General features: G+C 52.9%; 12 protein-coding genes. 2 read left to right on the top strand and 10 right to left on the bottom strand.

All coding sequences use genetic code 11. The features are described 5' to 3' along the window. Positions 1-179: 179 nt before the first annotated feature. From secDF to AAE250_RS07800, 5 genes are all read right to left on the bottom strand, one after another. Entirely contained in the window at positions 180-3,191 is a 3,012-nt protein-coding gene (gene secDF / locus AAE250_RS07820; RefSeq protein ID WP_294602671.1) for a protein translocase subunit SecDF, read from the bottom strand. 83 nt (positions 3,192-3,274) lie between these two features. Then, positions 3,275-5,359, bottom strand: coding sequence for a M3 family metallopeptidase (locus tag AAE250_RS07815; RefSeq protein WP_294602669.1), 2,085 nt, complete (start codon positions 5,357-5,359; stop codon positions 3,275-3,277). A gap of 29 nt (positions 5,360-5,388) precedes the next feature. Then, positions 5,389-6,483: an endonuclease/exonuclease/phosphatase family protein gene (locus AAE250_RS07810; RefSeq protein ID WP_294602666.1), complete on the bottom strand. Its 1,095-nt coding sequence runs from the start codon at positions 6,481-6,483 to the stop codon at positions 5,389-5,391. Between the two features lie 25 nt (positions 6,484-6,508). Next, entirely contained in the window at positions 6,509-7,399 is an 891-nt protein-coding gene (locus AAE250_RS07805; protein WP_294602663.1) for a rhomboid family intramembrane serine protease, read from the bottom strand. Beyond that, positions 7,380-8,063, bottom strand: a complete 684-nt coding sequence (locus AAE250_RS07800) for a rhomboid family intramembrane serine protease (RefSeq protein ID WP_294602661.1) — start codon at positions 8,061-8,063, stop codon at positions 7,380-7,382. Before AAE250_RS07800 ends, AAE250_RS07805 begins: the two co-directional genes overlap by 20 nt. Before the next feature lie 215 nt (positions 8,064-8,278). Between AAE250_RS07800 and AAE250_RS07795 the strand changes: the two genes are divergently transcribed. Both AAE250_RS07795 and argS read left to right on the top strand, forming a co-directional pair. Next, a complete protein-coding gene (locus tag AAE250_RS07795) occupies positions 8,279-8,545 on the top strand; it encodes an HU family DNA-binding protein (protein WP_294602658.1) in 267 nt (88 codons plus the stop codon). A gap of 122 nt (positions 8,546-8,667) precedes the next feature. Further along, entirely contained in the window at positions 8,668-10,485 is a 1,818-nt protein-coding gene (gene argS / locus AAE250_RS07790; protein WP_294602655.1) for an arginine--tRNA ligase, read from the top strand. Positions 10,486-10,641: 156 nt separating this feature from the next. On the opposite strand, the gene AAE250_RS07785 is transcribed toward argS, so the two are convergent. The 5 genes from AAE250_RS07785 to AAE250_RS07765 form a co-directional block, all read right to left on the bottom strand. Further along, on the bottom strand, positions 10,642-12,504 hold the full coding sequence (locus AAE250_RS07785) for a helix-turn-helix transcriptional regulator (RefSeq protein ID WP_342288860.1): 1,863 nt from the start codon (positions 12,502-12,504) through the stop codon (positions 10,642-10,644). 401 nt (positions 12,505-12,905) lie between these two features. Beyond that, positions 12,906-13,949 carry a hypothetical protein gene (locus tag AAE250_RS07780; protein WP_342288859.1) on the bottom strand — a complete coding sequence of 348 codons (1,044 nt, stop codon included), beginning with the start codon at positions 13,947-13,949 and terminating at the stop codon, positions 12,906-12,908. 92 nt (positions 13,950-14,041) lie between these two features. Then, positions 14,042-15,262: a hypothetical protein gene (locus AAE250_RS07775; RefSeq protein WP_342288858.1), complete on the bottom strand. Its 1,221-nt coding sequence runs from the start codon at positions 15,260-15,262 to the stop codon at positions 14,042-14,044. A 71-nt stretch (positions 15,263-15,333) separates the two neighbouring features. Next, on the bottom strand, positions 15,334-15,597 hold the full coding sequence (locus AAE250_RS07770; RefSeq protein WP_342288857.1) for a hypothetical protein: 264 nt from the start codon (positions 15,595-15,597) through the stop codon (positions 15,334-15,336). A 4,256-nt stretch (positions 15,598-19,853) separates the two neighbouring features. After that, the gene (locus AAE250_RS07765) at positions 19,854-21,989 is read right to left on the bottom strand and encodes a hypothetical protein (protein WP_342288856.1); all 2,136 of its coding nucleotides are present in this window, start codon (positions 21,987-21,989) and stop codon (positions 19,854-19,856) included. Positions 21,990-22,043: the final 54 nt, after the last annotated feature.

Raw genomic sequence — 22,043 nt, 5'->3', positions numbered from 1 at the left:
ATAGCTTAACTTTTGTGTCTGACACGGTAGTCAAATGCAAAGAAACAAAGAATATCTGATATCTTGTAGCCTATGTATTCCTATATTTAACTAACTTTCACGGTTAGAGCGATGGGAATAAAAAAGAAGGTACACCGTGAGGCATACCTTCTTTTTTTATTTATATTCTTTGGAGAATCTTATTTTTCAGCTACTTCAGCAGTAACCGGCTCAACATCCTTCTTGTTCTTCATCAGCATATAAGCGATAGGAGATGCAACGAACAGAGAAGACATTGTACCGAATACAACACCCAGAATCATAGCGAATGCGAAGCTGCGGATAGAATCACCACCCAAGATGAAGATACACAGCAACACAATCAAGGTACTCAGTGAAGTATTGATGGTACGTGCCAGAGTCGTATTCAGAGAGTCGTTGAACAACTGGAACTTAGGACGCTTCGGGTAGAGACCGAAGAACTCGCGCACACGGTCGAAGATTACCACCTTATCATTGATAGAGTAACCGATAGCTGTCAGGATAGCACCGATAAACGTCTGGTCGATTTCCAGAGAGAACGGCATCCAACCCCAGCAGATGGAGTAAGCACCCAGAATAATAATGGTATCACAAGCCAATGCAGCTACAGAACCGATACTGTATGCAATGTTGCGGAAACGGATCAAGATATAGATACCGATAGCAATCAATGCAAGTACAACGGACCAGATAGCGGAAACCTTAATGTCATCAGCGATACTTGGACCTACCTTCTGTGAGCTGACGATACTACCACCGGTGTGGTTCTCGCGGTCGATGAAGGTTTCCAGCGTAATGTTCTGAGTCAGTACCGGTTTCAGAGTCTCATACAGGTATGCTTCGATTTCAGAGTCAACGTTGTTGCCTTCTTCTTCGATGCGGTAGTTGGTACTGATACGTACTGTCTTGCCGTCTGTACCGATGGCGATAACGCTTACGTTGGCGTCACCGAACTTGCTTGCAATCAACTCACGTACTTGTTCCGGTTCTACCTTGTTCTCGAACTGTACCTTGAAGTTACGTCCACCGGTGAAGTCGATACTCTGGCTTAATCCGCGAGTAGTAAGGAAGCCGAGGCAAACTACTACAGCAATACCCGTAACGGTCAACCATAATTTATTTCTGCCCATGAAGTCGAAGTGTACGTTCGCCATCAGGTTCTTGGAGATCTTGGAAGAGAATGTCAGGTTCAACAGTTTATCCTTGCTCATGAAGTGCTCGTAGAACAGACGTGTCATGAACACAGCTGTAAAGAACGAAATCAGGATACCGATAATCAACGTAGTGGCAAAACCACGGATCGGACCTGTACCGAAGTTGAACAGGATAATACCGGTGATGATAGACGTTAAGTTGGAGTCGAAGATAGCAGAGAAGGCGTTGGCATAACCGTCGGCCAATGCTTTCTTCACGCCCTTGCCGGCACGCAACTCTTCTTTGGTACGTTCATAGATCAACACGTTGGCATCCACAGCCATACCGAGTGACAATACCATACCGGCAATACCGGACATAGTCAATGCAGCCTGGAAGGACGAAAGAATACCCAGTGTGAAGAACAAGTTCAGAATCAAGGCACCGTTGGCAACCATACCCGGGATGAATCCATACATGGAGCACATGTAAATCATCAACAGGATCAATGCCACAACGAATGACATGATACCGGCGTTGATAGAAGCCTGTCCCAATGACGGACCTACGATATCTTCCTGTACGATATGTGCGGGAGCAGGCATCTTACCTGATTTCAGCACGTTCGCCAAGTCTTTTGCCTGTTCGGGAGTGAAGTGACCGGTGATTTGTGAATTACCGCCGGTAATTTCGCTATTTACGTTCGGTGCAGAATATACATAACCATCCAATACGATAGCGATGCTTCTGTTGATGTTCTGCTTGGTGAGCTGAGCCCAACGGCGTGCACCGTCTGTATTCATAGACATACTAACGGCAGGTTTGCCGAAGTGGTCATATTCGTCTTTTGCATTTACCACTACATCACCTTCCAACGGAGCTTTACCGTTACGTTCGGTAGACTTGATGGCATAAAGTTCGAAGGTTTGTCCTTTCGGGTCGTACTCATAAGGAGAAACACTCCATTTCAGACGCAAGTCTTTCGGCATTTCTGCCAGAACTTCCGGCATAGAAAGGTATTTGTTGACTTCAGCAGTATCCTTATAGTTGGCATAAGCTACAACCGGACCTTGTCCGCTCGGGTTGATTTGCAATATGGCCAGCAACGGATGTTCTTTCTTGATTTGTGCAAGGTCGGCAGCTTGTGATTTGCTTTCACCTTTCAAGGCAGCGGCGAGGCTGTCGGCAGTGCTGGTAGCTTGTGCTACGGCAGGAGCTTCGGTAGCTGCGTTGTCTGTTGCAGTGCTGTCGGCCGGTGTTTCGTTAGCCAGTATGGCGCGCAATCTGCTGTCGGCTGCTTGCAGGTAGGGAGCGGCATCCTTTGCTGTGTATGTTTCCCAGAATTCCAAATTTGCAGAACCCTGTAGCAATTTTCTTACACGCTCTGGTTCTTTGATACCCGGAAGTTCCACCATGATACGCCCCATTTTATCTTCCAGACTCTGGATGTTGGGCTGAACCACACCGAAGCGGTCGATACGTGTACGAAGTACGTTGTATGAGTTTTCGACGGCGGCTTTTACTTCCTCGCGAAGTACTTTCTCTACTTCAGCATCGGTAGACTTCTGATTAACTTTGTCTTTTAATTGTTGGGTTGCGAACAATTCGGAGAGACTGGCACCCGGAGCTATCTTGTGATACTCTCTTATGAACAGGGTGATGACGTCATCCTGGCTTGTAGTAGCCTGTTTGGCGGCAGTTGCCAATGCTTGGTTGAATGCTTCGTCCGGTTTGTTGTCAGCCAGTACCTTGATTACGTCGGGTACTGAAACTTCGAGGATGACGTTCATACCACCCTTTAAGTCCAAACCTAAACTGATTTCCATCTCACGACATTGTTTCAGCGTCCAATTGCCAAAATACACTTTCTCATTAGCCAGAGAATCGAGGTAGTCCTGTTCTACTTTCACATCTCCTTTTGCGAACTCTTTTGCCTTATTGGTATAGTGGCGAGTCACAAAAGAGAAGGAGAGATAGAACACACACACCAGTGTGAGCAATATCGCAAAAACCCTTACAAATCCTTTGTTTTGCATGTTACTTTAGTTTATTATGATTACTTTTTTAATTAATTTCTGTTGCATACAAGGGTGCAAATATAGCTTTTTTTTCACAAATCTTACTTCATACCGCGATTTTTTAACATCGGGTCTAATTGAGGCTCAGCACCTCTGAACTTCTTATAGAGAGTCATCGGGTCCTCGCTGTCTCCTCTTTCCAAGACGTTGCTACGGAAAAGGTCGGCGGTTTGCTTGTCGAAGATACCATGTTCCTTGAAGGCTTCGAAGGCGTCGTTGTCCAGAACATTGGCCCAGAGGTAGCCATAGTAACCGGCTGCATATCCGCCGATGATATGTGTGAAGTAAGTAGTGCGGTAACGCGGAGCTATTTCGGGGATTAATCCGAGTTTGTCCATTGCTTCTTTTTCGTAGGCTACTACGTCCAGACCTTCAGTGCTTGTCAGGTTGTGCAGGTTCATGTCGAGGATGGCGGCTGCAAGCAGTTCGGTGGTCATGAATCCTTGATTGAATGTTTTCTGGTTCAGTATCTTTTCGATGAGGCTGTCGGGGATGACTTCGCCGGTCTGGTAGTGCTTGGCATACATTTTCAGCACTTCGGGTTCGGTAGCCCAATGTTCGTTGATTTGGGAAGGAAGTTCTACGAAGTCCTGGGCAACGCTGGTACCGGAGGTGCCTTTATATTGGCATTGTGTCAGCAGTCCGTGCAAGGCATGGCCGAATTCGTGGAACAGTGTTTCCACTTCGTCGATAGTAAGCAGGGAAGGTGTGTCGCCAACGGGTTTCGTGAAACTGCATACATTGCATACCAGCGGACGGATGTTACCTTGCTGTTCGCGGTAGTTACTCATCCAGGCACCGCCGCTCTTGCCGGGGCGTGGGAAGTAGTCTGTATAGAAAATGCCCAGCTGTTTGCCGGCAGCGTCTTTTACTTCGAACACTTCTACGTCGGGATGATAAACGGGGATGCCGTTGAGCTTGGTCAGGGTAATGCCGTATAACTTGTTGGCAGCGGTGAAAGCGCCTTCGCGTACATTTTCAAGTTTAAAGTAGGGCTTTATCTGGTCTTCTTCCAAGTCATATTTCTCTTTGCGCAGTTTCTCGGTGTAGTACCACCAGTCCCATGCTTCGAGTTTCTCACCTTTACCTTCTTTATCCATCAGCTTTTGCAGTTCGGCAGCTTCGGCTTTGGCTTTGGGCAGGGCATAGCTCCACAGATTGTTCAGGAAATCCATGACGGTAGCGGAATTCTTGGCCATCTTGACGTCAAGTTCAAAATTGGAGTAACAGTCGAAGCCCATCAGTTGTGCTTTTTCGAGGCGCAGGCTGACGATATCGGTGATATTCTTCTTATTATCGTTTTTATCATTGTTGTTGCCACGGTTGATGTAGGCTTTGTACATCTTCTCGCGCAAGGGGCGGTTGGCGGAGTATTGCAAGAAGGGGAGACGACTGGCATTGTGCAGGGTGAACAGCCATTTGCCCTCTTGTCCGGCAACTTTTGCTTCTTCGGCGGCGCTTTGGCAGAACCATTGGGGAAGGCCGGCAAGGTCTTCTTCCTTGTCAACAAAGAGCTGGAATGCATTGTTCTCGTTCAGGACATTGTTACTGAATGTGATGCCAAGCGTAGAAAGCTGTTTGTTGATTTCGCGCAGGCGGGCTTGCTTGTCTGCGGGGAGGTTGGCACCTGCGCGGACAAAGTTCTTATAGGTTTTGTCCAAAAGACGCTGTTGCTCGGAGGTCAGCCCCAGTGCATCCTTCTGCTGATAGACGGCATCTATCTTTTTGAAAAGCTCTTTGTTGAGTGAGATGTTGTCTTCGTGTTCCGACAGTACCGGAGCAAGTTTTATAGAGAGGGCAGTCAGTTCGTCTGTTGTCTCGGCTTCCGTCAGGTTGTCGAACACTCCTTTAACGCGGCTCAGCATGGGCGAACTATTGTCGTAGGCTGCAATTACGTTTTCGAAGCTGGGTGCTTCGGTGTTGTCAATGATAGCCTGGATATTGGCATTTTGTTCTTCCATACCTTTCTGGAAGGCAGGCTCGTAGTGCTCCAGCTTGATTTGGTCGAACGGAGGCACGCCGTTAGGGGTTTGGAACTCGGTAAAGAACGGATTGCTTTCCGTCTGTGTGGCACAGGAGTACATCATACAACTTGCTGCTAAAATTAGAATACTTTTCTTGAACATAATGCTTTAAGTATTAGATATTAATTGTTTCACTTTTCTTTGGCGATATAGCACCATATCGGGTAATGGTCGGAATCTTTGATGGAGCGGTCTACAGTGCAGTTGTAGGCTTTCAGATTCTTGCTTATCAATATATTGTCTATCCGGAAATAGAATTTGTTCTGGTTGTAAGAGATACCGAGCCCCCGTCCCGACTTGGTAAAAGCGTCGTCCAGGTCTTGGGCAATGACGCGATGGGCGTAGGAGATGGGCGTATCGTTGAAGTCGCCGCAGACTATGATGTAAGGGTGCGGTGAGGTGGCTATTTCGCGTGCAATGGTATCAGCTTGCGGGGCACGGATTGCAGAAGCTTCTGCAAGTTTTCGTACCAGCAGGCGCGCGCCGCTTTTCACTTTCTCTTTCTCGGGAGATTTCAGCATGTCTTCGTACACTACTTTGTCGGCCTTGGTCAGTTTGTTGGATTCCAGATGGTTGTTGATGACCATAACGGTATCTCCCTCTATCTTCAATTCGTATACTACTGAACCGTTGTATTCGCTGGGATAATCGAGTACGCGCGCCGAGAGGATAGGGTATTTGGAATAGCAGGCTATTTTATTGGTATGCCCCTTGCCTATTTGATTGATGCGGTGATAGGGATATGCTTTCAGTTCCCGTTCCACATCCTTTTGCGAAAGATGGCGGGACGATTCTACCGTGACATATTCTTGCAGGCAAAGGATGTCGGCATCGCTTTCTTTCAGATAAGTCAGTATCGGATTCTTGCCGTCCTGCTTAACGGCACCATCAAAGCCCATAATGTTATAGGAGAGCAGTTTGATGCTATTTTCGGGCAAATGGTCCGTGCGGAAGTTGATGGGCAGATAAGTGCGTATCTGTGGGTAGCAGAGCAGGAAGCCTATCAAAGGTAGCAATGCCGATTTATAACGCTGAATGACCAGCCAGAAAATAAAGAAACATCCGTTTATCACCAGGAAAATGGGAAATGCCAGTCCCAGGCACGACTGCACCGGATGCGTGACCGGCTGGATGTGCGGGCTATAGGCGGTGAAAAGCAGCAAGCCCGTAAACAGGGCATTGACCGCCAAGATCAGTAGAGCGACAAAAGTACCGAGATGCTTCACTATTTAGTTGATGATTGATAGTTGATTATCGTTTGCTCGCATCGAACAAGCTTTTCTTTTCCGCTGTGCTCAGACTTTCGTATCCGGACTTTTTCAATTTGTCGAGGATGCGGTCTATTTCATCGGATTGAGCTTTCTTCCGGGCGTTATAATCGTAATCCTTCTGTCGGTTCTCACCGTAGTGCACCTTCATTTTTGGCTTCCGGGGTTTAAAACTGAGCCAGGAAATAAGTGCATCCAGCGATTTGTTGATCCAGGCAGTGATGTCTTTCCCCTTGCTGAGTGAGGCAGCAAACCACAAACCTGCCAGTGCACCACCCAGATGGGCGATGTGTCCGCCGGCATTGCTGGAAGTGATGAACAGTAAATCGGTGCCGATTACGATCAGCGCCAGATACTTGAGGCGAAGGGTACCGAAGAGGAAAAGGCGTATCGGGTAATTGGGTTCGCGATAGGCCGTGGCAGCCACGATGGCAAGCACGGAGGCCGAAGCACCCAGCATGAAGGAGTAGTCCGTCATGGGACGGAAATACGGAAAGATGTTATAGGCTGCCATGTAGAGCAATCCGCCGCAGATGCCTCCCAGAATGTATGTTCCCCGCAGATGTTTGGCCGAGAAGAAGTTCAGGAACAGCGCTCCGAACCAATAGAGCCACAGCATGTTGAACAGTATGTGCATCAGTCCGGCATGCATGAACATGTATGTCAGCAGCGACCACGGTTGCAAGATGAAGCGTGTAAGGGATGCCGGCAGTTCCAGCCATTCGAATACTCCTCCCAGACTCCGGTTGAAGAGCTGGAGCATGACCTCCGTCAGCGTGGTGAGGACGAATACCGCCACATTGATGTAAATCAGTTGGATATATATATTCCCTTTGCGGAATTTCTCTTTCAGATCAGTTATAATAGTAGCCATTTCCTCTGTTCTTTCTTCTCCAATACATAATCAGGATAAAACCGAATATCATACCTCCCAAGTGTGCAAAGTGAGCCACATTGTCTCCTGCACTGTTCGCAAATCCGGCATACAGTTCAATCAAGGCATATCCGATGACGAAATACTTTGCTTTGATGGGAAACGGCAGCGGGAAGATGAACATTTGCTGGTTAGGGAACAACATTCCGAATGCCAGCAGAATGGCATATACTGCGCCCGAAGCACCCACCGTAGTCATCATGTTGAGATATTCCTTCATCGGAATGATGGACAACCCGGTATTTACGCTGTCATAGGCAGAGAGCACTGTTTCGTAATGTATGTATTGTACGATTTCCTGAACCACACCGGCACCGATACCGCACACCAGATAATAGAAAAGGAAGCGTTTCGGCCCCCACACTTGTTCCAGTATGCGTCCGAACATCCACACGGCAAACATATTGAAGAATATGTGTGCAAATCCGGCATGCATAAACATGTATGTAATCAGCTGCGCTGCATTGAAGTCACCGGCAAGGAAAAAGTGCAAGCCCAAGTATTTGGCCAGGTCAATGCCGTAACTTTGGGCGACAATGGTGCCCAGAAACATCAGCACATTGATGATTAAGAGGTTTTTAGTAACGGTTGGTATCGTATTCATAATCTGTTGCTTTATTCTAATTTGTGGCAAAAGTACAAATAAATTCTGTTCCATAACAGAAAATGCCGGTTCTAATCCTCTTTTTTCGTTGATTTCCAATCTTTTTTTAATGTTTTTATTTGATATTCAGAAATATTGCTCTATTTTTGTGGAAGTTTGTGAAAGCAGAGAGAGAATATCTTTTGTGTAACATATAATTAATTAATTTGAGCATTATGAATAAAGCAGAGCTTATTAACGCCATGGCTGCTGAATCCGGCTTGACGAAAGCTGATTCAAAGAAGGCATTGGATGCATTTGTTGCATCAGTAAGTAAAGCAATGAAAACCGGCGAAAAGGTTTCATTGGTAGGTTTCGGAACATTCTCTGTTGCAGAAAGAGCTGCACGTACGGGTATTAACCCTTCAACTAAACAGCCGCTTCACATTGCGGCAAAGAAAGTGGTTAAATTCAAACCGGGAGCAGAACTGACAGCTGAATAAGCGTTAAGTATACTCAAGTAAAAAAGAAAGGAGGTGCTATAAAGTGCCTCCTTTTTTGGTTTATTGTTTTGTACTGATTTTGGTTTACGCTATCTTTGCCCCCGGAAAATACATTTGGAATCATGAATATAGAACAAAAACTGGTAGAGTCCGTCATCAGCGGGCTGAAAGCGCTGTACGGACAGGATGTGCCTGCCGCACAAGTGCAGTTGCAGAAGACCAAGAAAGAATTTGAGGGACACCTCACGCTGGTCGTTTTTCCTTTTCTGCGTATGTCGAAGAAAGGACCGGAACAGACGGCACAAGAAATAGGCGAGTATTTGCAGGCCAACGAGCCTTCGGTAGCGGCATTCAACGTTATCAAGGGATTCCTGAACCTGACAATTGCTTCTTCCGCGTGGATCGAACTGCTGAACGGTATTCATGCAGACAAGCAGTACGGCGTAGTGGCTGCCACCGATGCTTCTCCGCTGGTGATGATCGAGTATTCCTCGCCCAATACCAACAAACCGCTTCACCTGGGACATGTGCGCAACAACCTGTTGGGCTGTGCGCTCGCCAACATCATGGAGGCCAACGGAAACCGGGTAGTGAAGACGAATATTGTAAACGACCGCGGCATACATATCTGCAAGTCCATGTTGGCATGGCAGAAGTATGGTAATGGCGAGACCCCCGAGAGTTCCGGCAAGAAGGGCGACCATCTGATTGGTGATTACTACGTAGCCTTCGACAAGCATTACAAGGCAGAAGTGAAAGAACTGACGACGAAATATCAGAGCGAAGGTCTGAACGAGGAAGAAGCCAAGGCAAAGGCTGAAGCCGAATCTTCCCTGATGAAGGAAGCCCGCGAAATGCTGGTGAAGTGGGAGGCCAACGACCCTGAAGTGCGTGCTTTATGGAAGAAAATGAACGACTGGGTATATGCCGGTTTCGACGAAACTTACCGCATGATGGGAGTGACATTTGATAAGATTTATTATGAATCCAATACCTATCTCGAAGGTAAAGAGAAGGTAATGGAGGGGCTGGAGAAAGGTTTCTTCTATAAGAAAGAAGACGGCTCCGTATGGGCCGATCTCACTGGTGAGGGTCTGGACCATAAGTTGCTGCTCCGTGCCGACGGTACTTCCGTCTACATGACGCAGGACATCGGTACCGCCAAACTTCGTTTTGCCGATTACCCCATCGATAAGATGATTTATGTGGTGGGCAATGAGCAGAATTATCATTTCCAGGTGCTGTCCATCTTGCTCGACAAGTTGGGATTTGAGTGGGGAAAAGGCTTGGTGCACTTCTCCTACGGCATGGTGGAACTGCCCGAAGGCAAGATGAAGAGCCGCGAAGGTACGGTGGTAGATGCCGACGACCTGATGGCGGAAATGATTGCCACTGCGAAGGAGACTTCCGCCGAGTTGGGCAAACTGGATGGCCTGACACAGGAAGAAGCGGACAATATTGCCCGCATCGTGGGCTTAGGTGCACTGAAGTATTTCATCCTGAAGGTAGATGCGCGCAAGAACATGACGTTCAACCCGAAGGAGTCCATCGACTTTAATGGTAATACGGGACCGTTCATACAATATACTTATGCACGTATTCAGTCCGTGCTGCGCAAGGCTGCCGAGGCCGGTATTGCTATTCCGGCACAGTTGCCTACAGGCATCGAACTGAGCGAGAAGGAAGAAGGCTTGATACAGATGGTAGCGGATTTTGCTGCCGTTGTCCGTCAGGCAGGCGAGGACTATAGCCCGTCTATTATAGCTAATTATACATACGATTTGGTGAAAGAATATAATCAGTTCTATCACGACTTCAGCATTCTGCGCGAGGCAGACGAGGCGGTGAAGGTGTTCCGCCTGACACTCTCGGAGAATGTGGCGAAGGTGGTGCGCCTGGCGATGGGATTGCTGGGTATCGAAGTGCCTGATAGAATGTAAATAATTGTTTTGTCGTATTGGTTTGTGTTTGCTTTCTTGTTTTTTTTGTTTTTTGTTTTTCTGTTTTTTTTGTTGGTTGTTTTGTTGATGGAAGCGAAGCGTGTCGGGAGGGGTGCCTGATTACGCTTCGCTTTTTTTTGTGCCTTGGATTTGCTTTTATGAGGTTGCGTTCATTCCTTTTGCCCCATTGCGATAGTCTGCCGGAGACATGTTGTACTCTTTCTGGAAGAGGCGGTAGAAGTGGCGTGCGCTGCCGAAGCCTGATTCTTCGGCCACGACTGCAATTTTAATGTACTCCGAGCTTTCGAGCAGGAAGAGGGCATGTTCCAGGCGCAGGTGGTTGATGTAGTCCCCGAGGGACAGTTGCGCCATTTCCTGGGTGGCGGCGTTCAGTTCGGCGGCGGAGATGTCCAGTCGGGTGCAGATGTCGCTCGGCTTGAGGTCGGAGTGGAGATAAGGCTTTTCTTCCTGCATCAGCGTCTGCAGGGCGCTGAAGTGTTTTTGGAGCACATACTGCCGGTCCAGTTTTTCTTCTTTTTCTTTCAACCACTGGGGCAGCTCGTTGTCGTTGAGGGGGGAGTAGAGAACGGGCTCTGGAATTGGTTGTAATTCTTTGTTCAGCTTTTGCTGTTGCTTTATCTGGCGGACCATTTCGATGTTGCGGCGTTTGACTTTGCGCAAGTGGAGGGCGACGATGGCGGCGACGATGCTGATGAGCAGCGACAGGACGGCAAGCAGGATGAGGCGGGTGCGCTGGCGACTGATGGTGCTTTGCTGGCGGTCTATCTGCAGGCGTTGCTCGCTGATGTGGCTGATGGCGGCCAACTGCAGGGCTTCGCTGTGGCTGCTGCGGGCGCGAAGGCTGTCTTGCAGGGTTTCGCTACGGCGTTGCCACAAGAGGGCTTCGGCGGGGCGGTCCAGTGCCTGGAGCGCTTCGGACAGTTGGCGGCAGACGTCGGCATTGGCCTGGCTGATGCTGTCCGGGGCTTGCTGGTAGCGGTGGCGGATGGCGCTGAGCAGGGGCAGGGCGCGGTCGTAGCGGCGGGTTTGTATGTAGCATTCGGCCAGGTGGAGTTGGGCGTCGGCTGCTTCGGCATCGGTCGTAGTGGCAGCATCGGCGTTGTGGATATCGGCATCGGCTTCGAGGCGTTTTATCCACTGGCGCTCCTGGGTGGTATGGTTGGTGGCGTGGCAGAGGCGGATCAGCTGGTGACAGAGCAGGTGATGGTTTTCCCGGAGGGTCCATTGGGGGATTCCGTCGGGGTGATGGGGGCCGAGGACAAGGGTGTCGAGTCCGGCGCTGAGCCATTGCATCCGTTGGGCCAGGGTGTCGGCGGCGGGGAGGTTGTTCTCTTGCAGGGCGTAGTCCAGGTTTTGACTGTAGATGTTGAAGAGATTGTTCAGGGCGCGGGCCATGTACGATTGGGTCCGGATGCGTTCGTCCAGGGTGAGCCAGGCCAGTTGGGTGGCTTTTCGGGCGGTTTCGTTGCGGTTCAGGGTGTCGCCGTAGGTGTGGTATATTTGGCTCATGCACCAGTAGGCGTCCTGCTTGGCACGTTCGGGCAGGGCGTCGCGGTCTATGCGGCGCAGCAGGAGGTCAGCGTAGTACATGGCGCTGTCCATTCGCTCCTGGCGGTGGTAGAGGAGCATGATGTTTTTGCAGAGGTTGATGTAGTATTGGGGGGTGGCCTGCACGCTGTCGGTGGCCAGGGCGTTGCGGTAGGCTTCGGCGGCTTGCAGGTATTTCTGTTGTCTCATGAGGATGTTTCCTTCCACCCATTCCAGTTTGAAGAGAGGACCTTGGCTGTTGCGGTGGAGCTGGTCTAGTTGTTGCAGTACTTCTTCGGCGGCTTGAGGGCTTTGCAGGGCTTGGCGGTCGAGCTGCGTCAGGGTGTCGGCGGTGTAGTGTTGTGGGGTGCTGGTGGCGCGTTGCCGGTGCTGGCAGGCGGTGAGCAGTAGTAGCAACAGGGCGACGATCAATGTCGGGATGTTGGTGAGCCGTGGGTGAGTCGTTTTCATCTTTATCATCGTATTGGCGTGTGCTCTTTTGGCGACAAAGATAGAAAAAATGGACGCAAACTGTATAAGTTACGTAAAATAAGCGAATAATATTTTGAGCAATCTCTCCTAATCTTTTCTTCTTTCCTGACAGGATATGAGCAAGAGTATCTCAAACTCCTCCGCCTGAAAGGGGAGGTGCCCGTAGGGCGGAGGGGTCTTACATCCGAAGGGACTTATCTATTGCAAAGTTACTCTCTGCTTATATAAGACCCCCTCCCCCCCTACGGGGTACTCCCCCTTTCAGGCGGGAGAGTTTGAGATACTCATGTTTATCATTTCATTCATTTCTATCATCGTTGAAAGCCTTTCATTATATGAGGTCTGTTTTAACCCACCCTTGTGCTGCTGTTCCGGGTGCGCTATTGTCCGGTGATGTCCTGGTCTGTTCCGGGTGTCCAGTTGGTGATGGTGGTGGTGATGTCGCCCAGGCCGAAGCTGAGGGTGGCGTTGAGGTGTGCGGGCTGGTTGGCGGGGCCGGTGTTGAAGTCGGTGAGCAGGGAGGTGATGTCGGCTTCGTAGGTGTAGGGGGCGGCGGATGGGTCGCGGTAGGTCAGGGTGAGGCGGAGGCGCTGGGGCAGGGAGGGGTCGATGCCCAGCAGGCGGAGGGAGAGGGTGAAGGTGCCGTCGGCGGCGGGGGTGAAGGGGGTGCTGAGGGAGTAGTCGGGGGAGGAGGAGCGGGTTGTTCCGGCGTTTTCGATGGCTGCTGCTCCTCCGATGTTTCCGACGGCTGCTGCCGCCCTTTTTGTTATACCTTCAAAGGGTTGGTCTATGGGACGTTCGTTGCTGAGGCCGTAGAGGGTGGCATGCAGGGTGGAGACGGTGGTGGGGTCAAGGCCTTGCAGCAGTCCGTTGATGGTGACTTCGCGGGTCAGGGGACGTAGGGAGAGGCTGATCGGGGTGTTGTCGTTGTGGAGGATGCTGACGGGGGCGATGGCACCGCTGATGGGGGGAAGGTTGATGAGTGAGCCGTCGTCGTCGGGGGTGATTCGGAGGAGGCCGGTGCCGGACGCGATGTTGCTGCCACCCTCTGCCGGTCTGGCATGTAGTATTTCCAGCTGCTGGGGCAGGGTAGAGGTGGTGGGGTGGCTGACGATGGTGATGGTGTAGGAGCCTGCTTCCACGTAGGTGGGAGTGGCGGACTGCAGGGTGTAGGGTGTGCCATTGGCGGAGGCCAGAGCGATGGTGGCGGTGTGGTCTTGCGGCACTCCGTCTAGGTTGATGGTGACTTGGCCGGGGTGCTTGATGAGAGTGCCGTCGGGGTTGAAGTATTCTTCTTTGTCTTTGCTGCAGGCGCTCAGGCTGAGGAGCTGGACGAGGGCGGCGGCAAACAGCAGGACGAAGCTGCTGCCGAAGCTATTACTATTGCCGAAGCTACTGCTACTGATGATTCTGTTCGTTTTCATTGTTCTGATTCTTTTCGTTATTACTATAAGTTCTGATTCTTTCGTTGGCGGGTTTCAGGCCCTGATGCTCGCCCTATCGCCCTATCACTCTCTCACTCTACCCCGTCTGCCGGACGGGCAAAGCTGGCGTCGATGACGAAGGTTCGGGCGGCGTTGGCCTCGGTGGCAGGGTTGGGCAGCTGTACGGTGGAGTTGTGGCTGGCTTTGAATATGAGGATTCCCGGGTCGGTGAAGGTGCCGCCCTGCTGTTTGAGCTGAACGATGACGGTGAAGCTCTTGTCGGTGTCGGTGTTGCTGTTGCCGATGATGCCGTCCAGCGGTGTGTCGGCGGGGGTGAAGCCGTAGAAGTAGGCGTTGCCGTTGTCGTCGGTGGTGGCGGTGTAGGTGGAGCCGGTGACATCGGTGGCGTCGTCGGCGGTGGCGGGGTTGGTGGGGCCGGTGACGGCTTCGGAACTGACGATCGTTTTATTTTTGTTGGCGGGGGTGAAGAGAGGGCAGGTGAGGGTGACTTGGTCTCCTCCCTGTCCGGTATAGATGCGCAGGCGGGAGCCGATGGGGGTGAAGACGGGCGCGTCGTTGCCGCTGCCGCCGATGGTGAGGGAAGATAGGTTGTTGGTGGTGAGGGTGTAGGTGTGATTGAAGGTGGATGTCCAGAATTCGGTGTTGCCGGTGTCGGTGCCGGTGCTACGGACAATGTTGATGGTGGCGTTTTCGGGGTTCGTGCTGCTTACGATGTTCCACTCCATGCCGGGTGCATAGCTCAGGTTAACCTCCACCTTAAGTTGATTGGCATTGATGACTTCTTGCGGCAGGTTGAGGAGGAGTTGGTTGTTGTCGCCGATGGTCAGCAAGGGCAAATTGATGTTGCTGTGGTAGAAGTTGGGGATACTACCGGGCTTGCAGTAGATGCTGCCGGTGTTGTTGAGGTCCGGTTTCCAGAAGAAGTCGGTGCCGGCCTCGTCGGCCTTGGTGTATTGCAGGGTGGTGTAGATGGTGTAGACGTCAGTCATTTTGGGGCTGGCGTCCAGACATTGGAGGGAGATTTGTGCTAGTATCCGGTCGTCTTCCTGCCAATCGGTGGTGGGGACGATAAATCCGGGGATGTCGGAGCGGGTGCCGATTCCCTTTTCCTCAAAGCCGGGCTTGGCGGGTGGGCAGAGGCCTAGGCTGATGGTGCGAGCGCCGTCCAAGGGCAGGGTGTCGTCGGTCAGCGAGTCGGTGCAGGCGGTGCTCGTCAGTAGGCTGACGAGCAGTAGGCTGATGAGGTTGACGAAGCTCATTATTTCCGGTTGATGTATATAAGTCTTCTTCATTGTTTATCTTTTTATTAGGTTCATTGTTTCTGTTTTGGGTGTGGCAGACGCGGTTTTGGATTTCAAATCTGCTACTCCGGCGCACCCTCCACCAGCTTGGGCGGAGTGCTGTCGGAGGAGCTGCCGGCATCGAAGTGGTAGTTGCAGTACTTGGCGTCCGTCGTCTGCTTGTCCTTGTTCCAGCCCGTGATGCCCTCGTTCAGCGTGCTCACGTAGCTGTTCAGCCCGGTGATGGTGTACTGGCTGTCGTCGAAATTATTTTGTTTGCCTTCGTCGTCGTTTGGAGGATAGCAGTTTATGGCAGGAGAACTGCCATTGCTGTTGGTATTTAACACACGACTCTTTTGAGTTATGGTGTAGCAGGATATAACGTTGCGAGTGTTGCCAGTGTTGTTGTACCCTACCACGCCGCCTGCGCCATCCGTGCTGTTATTTACTATGCCGCTGTTGGTGCAGGCTATGATATCGCCGCTACTGTATCCTGTTATANGCCAGTGTTGTTGTACCCTACCACGCCGCCTGCGCCATCCGTGCTGTTATTTACTATGCCGCTGTTGGTGCAGGCTATGATAGCGCCGCTACTGTATCCTGTTATACCGCCTACGTAGTCCGTCCTGTCCTTTCTCGTTATTGTGCCGCTGTTGGTGCAGGCTATGATGCTGCCGGTATTGTCTCCCGCTATGCCGCCGCAGTTATCATTGTTGTTCGTCACGGTGCTGCTGTTGGTGCAGGTCATGATGATGCCGACATTCTCTGCCACAATGCCACCACATTTACCCTTGTCGTTATTCAAGCTACCGCTGATGTTACAGTTGGTGATGGTGCCACGATTTCTTACCGCAATGCCACCCACCGCGGCGGAGCCGGAACTGGCGTTGATTATGGCATCCACTAGTGTCAGATCCTTCACGCTGCCGTACTCGGTGATGTTGACGAAGAAGCCGAAATCACCTTCTCTGCCATTGATGTTGAGACCTTGGATGGAGTAGCCTTTGCCGTCGAAGCAGCCGGCATAGTTTTTCATCGGCGTCCAGCTGCTGCTGTTGGAGGGCATGGTGATGTTGTCCGTCAGCGTGGCGTTCAGCTTGGCGTAGTCTCCACCCAGGTTCACGACGGCAGCAAAGGCTTGCAGGTCTTTGAGGGTGCTTATCTGCCAGGTGTCGGAGCTGCCGCCTGTGCCGGGTGTGATGCTGACACTGAATTGGGAAATGGCACTTTGGTACGTGGGTGCTTCATTCTTCATCGTGGGCAGATTGCTGCCGCTGCCGATCGTGTACTGGTAGGGGAACTTCTTCTCTGCCGCCATTCCGATGCCTTCGTTGTAGGCATAGATGGCGAGGTTCATGTGGCCTATGTAACTCTGGTTCATATCCTCGATGGAGCTTTTGTTGGTGCCGTCTGCTGCGCTGCCCTCGCTGCCGAAGGCGCTGTTGCAGGGGGGGTAGCAACCTTTGATTCTATCAAGGCTCGTGCTTGCTATATTGCTGCCTTCTGCAGTGGTGTAGCAGGCAATGAATTGGCTACTGCTATATGGACTGTCGTATCCTGCGATGCCATGGGCATCGCAGCCCGTAACTGTGCCGCTATTGCTGCATCCTACGATGGTGCCGCCGCTGTTGCTTTGCACGATGCCGGCGGTGGTGCTGGCGGTACCGCCGGGAGCACCCGTGATGGTGCCACTGTTGCTGCAGCCTATGATGGTGCCATAGTTACTCCTCGCGATGCCGGCGGCGGCGTTGTTATAGCAGCTTTTGCTTGTTACTACGCCCTTGCCCTTGACGCCCGTAGCCACGAAGTGGCAGTTTGCGATGATGCCTCTGTTCTCTACCGCGATGCCGGCGCAGTAGGTGGAGTAGTCTACATAGGTGCTGACGATTTCGGCATCTTCCAGCGTCAGGTTCTTCACCATGCCGCTGGTGCCGATGTAGGCGAAGAGGGCGTTGTTGACATCTGCTGCCGCGGTGCGCATGACGAGGTTCTTTATCTTATAGCCTCCGCCGTCGAAGGTGCCGATGTAGGGTTCGGCCTTCGTTCCGGCTATCGGCGTCCAGTTGCTGCCGTTACCGTTGGCGTTGCTGCCGTCGGCGGCGTCGATCGGTTCGGGCAGGGCGATGTCGGTTGTCAGCTTGGCGTTCAGCTTGGCGTTGTTTCCGCCTGTGCTTGCGACGTAGGCAAAGGTCATCAGGTCTTCGTGCGTACTTATCTGCCAGACATCGTCCTGGATCTTGATGCCCCCCAGGTCGCTCTCGAGCTCGGGCGCTCCTGCTGTCAGCACGGGTGGGGTGTTGCCGTCGCCGCCGGCCACGTAGTGGAAGGGGAATTTATCTTCGTTCGCTTTCCCCCTGTTGTTGTTGCCGTAGATGGTGGCATTCAGTAGGTGCACATTGTTATTCAGGTCGGCAATGGAGCCGAACTTGGTATTGTAGGCAGGGAAGCAGCCTTGTGGGAGGGAGGCACCTAGAGCCACGCTACCCGCAACATTTACATTCTCTGCTGTAGAGTAGCAGCCAAGGATGGTGGAGGGGTCGCTGTTTTTATTGATGCCCACGATGCTGCCAATGCTAGCATTGCCCTTGTTATTAATGAAGACACCGTCGTAGCTGCATGCTATAATGGTGCCGTAGGACATGTTCTCTCCCGCGATGCCACCGTATAAGCCCCCGGTATTCATTGTGATGCGGCCCTTGCCTTCTGTGCCCGATGTCACGAAGTGGCAGTTCTTGATAGTGCCGTAGTTCGTTCCCGCTATGCTGCCGCAGCAAGTGTTCCTGTCATTGGTTTCGATGACGGCATCTTTCAGTATCAGGTTCTTCACCGTGCTGTATTGCTCTAGTTGGGTGAAGAGGCCGCTTTTAGAATTATATCCTGGGGTGCGGATGACGAGGTTCGAGATTTGGTGGCCTCCACCGTCGAAGGTGCCGGTGTAGTAGCTGTTGGGCTCCCCTAACGGCATCCAGTTGCTGCCGTCAGCGGTGGCCGGGTCGGTCAGGGTGATGTCGTCGGTCAGGGTGATGTTGGTTGCCATTCTTGTCCAGTGGGGCACTTCGTCGTTGGTGCCTGCCGGCAGTAAGGGCGGCGTGCCGCCGTTCCGCATCCAGTTTACTATGGCTTGCAGGGTACGGGCATTCTTCACTTTGTAGTTATATATGCCGTTGGCGTCGATGTCGACTTCGTCGATTTTCGTCAAGTCCTCGTCCGCCGTAGCATTGCTCCAGCCATCTATAGTTCCGGTGGCGGAGACGATGCGGTTGCGGTCCACGGTGACGGTGAGCGTCAGGTGCTCGCCGGGGCGTAGGAAGAGGAGATGGCCGGTGCCGGGGGCGGCGTTGTTGTTGGTGCTGCCGTCGGCGTTTTTGCCGCGCCTCGGGTCGTCGGCAGACAGGCCGGTGAGGACGATGGAGGAGAGCTTGAGGCGATAGATATTGCTGGCGGCGGTGTTGCTACCGTCGGTGCTGGGCACAATGTCGTTCAGCTTGAGGACGAGGACGTCTTTGTCCTTATCTTCCTTGGTGGTGGAGGTGTTATAGTACTCGGGGATGCCGTCGGCGTTCAGCAGGGTGTAGGAATAGATTTCATAGCCTTCCTCGTCTTCTCCTGCTTTCTCTTCTGCATGTGTGGCGCTGACGGGCACGATGGCGTTCAGCAGGTTGATAGGAGCGTCGGCAACATCGGGGTGGGTCAAGGAGAACTCTCTATAGGGTCTTTTGTTGGTGCAGATCACGACCTCTGTCTGTTCCTCCAAGTTGGTGGGATCATCGGGATAGAGATTGTCGGTACCGGCGATAGTCAGATAATTGTATAGGTCGGGATACGTCGGGTTGCCGTTGCTACCATTGGTGGGGTTCCCACCGGTATAGACGGAGTAAGCCCATCTCAGCCTTGTGCTGACGTAGGCTTCTGTCAGTATGCCACTACTGCTGTTCATATCCAATTTATCGCCGGTAGTTGTCTCTACCAGTATAGAAAGCTTGGCCGAGGCATGGCGTAGCTGTAAGTTGAAGCAGGGAGTACTACTACCACTGGCGGGGGCAAGGGGAGTTATGGCGAGGAGTTGGTCTTCTCTGTTTTCGTTGCTAATTTCCATGATGGCCAATCGGCTGTGGGGCTGTGCGGTGCCGTTGGCATTCTTGCCGTTCAGGTTGAAGTGGTACAAGCGCAGGTTGAAGGGATCGCCTTCCTCGGCTTTGAATTTTGCTTCACTCAGCCCGTTGATAGTGATATTTCCATCTGGATATAGCCCGCGGTTGCCTGGATCGGATGCACCGGGCAGATAGAGAATGGCACTGAAGTCCGATTCTTTTATCTCCGTCTCCTCCGTAATCTCATTCCAGGCCGGTATCTTGGCCAGGTCCGTGTCTGTGATTCTTGTCACATTGCTGTTGCTTCCGAAGGCTTGGACGGTAGTGCGGATGCTTACGGGTGTTTCGGGAGCCATTCCTTCGAGGGAGACTTGTCCGTCGGGATCCGTGCCCGGGTCGATGGCGTCGGGGGTGCAGGCGCCGGTCAGAGCCATTAGAGCCATCAGAGTAGCCAGGTGGAGTATATTCTTGCTGTTCATATCGTTGTTATTCTTCTTTATGGGTTAGGGGGATTAGTTGCCTATCTCGATGATGTCATCGTCGTCGGTGCCGTCGTCCTTCTTGGCGGTGTCGAATTCCGTGATGTCGATCTTGGTGATGTTGACGCGCTTGTCGCCGTTCAGCGTCAGGCTGAAGGTGTAGAGCTTGCCGGCGTCGAGGGGGTAGCTCTTGGTGGACGCCACGTTGATGGCGCTGCCACCGCTCTGCCTGCTGATACTGAAGATGCCGGTGTCGTCGCCCAGCGTGCCGGGCACCAGATTATAGAAGGTGGTGCTGCCGTTAGCTGCAGCCTGGATGGGGCTGATGGCAGTGGTGGTGTACTCGGGGTGGAAGGGAGCGGTGGTAGTCCAGTTCACCTTGCCGTCGTCGGACATTATGAAGCCGGTAGTGGCGGACATGCCGAGCAGAGTCGTCGTGTAGTTACTGCTGCTGTCCAACTCCTGTCCGTCGGCATCCTTCAGCACCACCTTTACGGCGGCGGTGTAGGGGGCCAGGTGCTCGTCGAAGCTGAATGTTCCGGTGGTGGAGCCGGCCACTATGCCCATGCCGGTGTAGCAGACGTAGATGGTGGGGGCGCCACCGGCCAGTGTCACTGCGGCTGCTGCCCGCATGCGGTAGTTGCCCGTTCCGCCATGCACGGTGATGGGGGCGGTGCCTGGGGCGGTGCTCCAGCTGCCGCCGTTGTAGGTGTAGTGGCTGCTCTGTGTTGCGGTGCCGGCTGCGGTCAGCATGTCCACGTAGAGGTCGATGGCGGAGATGCCGTCGGCGCTGATGGTGCTGCCGTTGCGTGTGGTTGTCGTGGCTCCCATTCCGCTGATGGTGATGACGGGGTGGTTCAGCACGAGGCTGACACCGGGCTGGTTGCCTCCCTCGGGGCTGGCGGTGCCTGCGGTGAGGGGCACGTCGATGTTGCCGAAGTCGGTGTCGGCGGTGGCCTGGTAGCTGTCAATCTGGCTCTGCACCTCGCCGGGCGCCAGGTTCATCAGCGAGAGGGAGACGGTGAGGGTGATTTGCTCGCCGGGGTTGTAGCCGAAGGCGTTGCCGTAGGCATAGCCGGTGGCGCCGGTGGTGGGCTGGCGGGCAAACTCGCTGTCGCCGGTGCGGGATACGGGGACCTGGCTGAGGTCGAGCGTCCACTCGTGCTTGGGCTCGGAGGCGTCGGTGGTGTCGTCCATGTTGTAGCGAATGGTGAGCAGCTGCTTGTTGACACCGGAATTGCCGATGGCGGGCAGTGCCTGCGGGGCGATGAGGTGGCTGCCGATGTGGGTGGAGAAGGAGGTGCCGGTGCTGCTGACGGCCTTGGCGGGATCTATCAGCGCCTTCTCCGTGGGGTCGGTGCCGATGGTGGGCCATGCCTGGCGGTAGATGCCGGTGGCGTTGGTCTTGGCGGTGGCGTCGGCAGCATTGGCGGTGGCTTCGTCGGCTTCCGGCAGCGTGTAGATGTAGGCTTTCAGCAAGTTACTCTTCAGCTGGCAGCCTTTGCAGTTGATGATGAGCGTCAGGCGCGCAAATCGGCTCTTCAGTGCTCCGAAGGCGAGGGCGGGTCGGTCGGCATCGGCATTGGCGCCGGCGGTGCTGGTGGCGGTAGCCCACAGTACGTTGTCATCCTGGAATAGGCTGCTGGCGGTGTTGAGAATGCCGGCAGAGATGATATCATTTAGCCTTTCCGTCTGCTTCACCGTGAGGTAGAACTGCTGCTCGGTAAGTCCTTTGCCGGCTATCTGCTGCCAGTAGAGGGGCGCGGGGGTGGTGGCGGTGCCGAAGCTCCCCTGGGTGGTGAGGAAGGAGAAGCTCTTGGCATCGGCGCCCATCGTGACGTCGGCGCTGGCCACGTTGTAGATGCTCAGGGCATCGTCGGCAGCGGGATAGTAGAGGGTGAGGTCGCTCAGGCCGGTGCCCAGGGTACGGGTGGTGGTGGCGTTGCGCGTCAGTGTTCCGCCGGCGGTGGCGGGCAGGGTGGCGTTGGCGGTCAGCGGGGTGCGGGCGGAGCCGGGGCCGTCGGGGTCGTTGGCATCGGTACACGCGCCGAGCAGTATCGACAGGGCAATGATGAAGGTGAGGACGGACAGTACGGTGGTGATGACTACCAGGGCCGTCAGCAATCTACCGTTCACTTTCGTTCTTTCTGTGACGTTTATTGTTTTCATATTGTTGTCCATTGAGGGTCTGAATAATTAGTTTATAAAGGAGGTTTCGGAGGT

Source organism: Bacteroides sp. GD17 (genome assembly GCF_038448625.1).
Lineage (GTDB): Bacteria > Bacteroidota > Bacteroidia > Bacteroidales > Bacteroidaceae > Bacteroides.
Note: the sequence above shows the minus strand (reverse complement) of the source record. Positions and strands in the feature narration are given on the sequence as shown.

Bases quoted from the DNA above. Each gene is read 5' to 3' on its own strand.
- AAE250_RS07815 (WP_294602669.1), bottom strand. From the start codon at position 5,359: ATGTTCAAGAAAAGTATTCTAATTTTAGCAGCAAGTTGTATGATGTAC.
- AAE250_RS07780 (WP_342288859.1), bottom strand. From the start codon at position 13,949: ATGAAAACGAACAGAATCATCAGTAGCAGTAGCTTCGGCAATAGTAAT.
- AAE250_RS07805 (WP_294602663.1), bottom strand. From the start codon at position 7,399: ATGGCTACTATTATAACTGATCTGAAAGAGAAATTCCGCAAAGGGAAT.
- secDF (WP_294602671.1), bottom strand. From the start codon at position 3,191: ATGCAAAACAAAGGATTTGTAAGGGTTTTTGCGATATTGCTCACACTG.
- AAE250_RS07775 (WP_342288858.1), bottom strand. From the start codon at position 15,262: ATGAAGAAGACTTATATACATCAACCGGAAATAATGAGCTTCGTCAAC.
- AAE250_RS07795 (WP_294602658.1), top strand. From the start codon at position 8,279: ATGAATAAAGCAGAGCTTATTAACGCCATGGCTGCTGAATCCGGCTTG.
- AAE250_RS07765 (WP_342288856.1), bottom strand. From the start codon at position 21,989: ATGAAAACAATAAACGTCACAGAAAGAACGAAAGTGAACGGTAGATTG.
- AAE250_RS07785 (WP_342288860.1), bottom strand. From the start codon at position 12,504: ATGAAAACGACTCACCCACGGCTCACCAACATCCCGACATTGATCGTC.
- argS (WP_294602655.1), top strand. From the start codon at position 8,668: ATGAATATAGAACAAAAACTGGTAGAGTCCGTCATCAGCGGGCTGAAA.
- AAE250_RS07800 (WP_294602661.1), bottom strand. From the start codon at position 8,063: ATGAATACGATACCAACCGTTACTAAAAACCTCTTAATCATCAATGTG.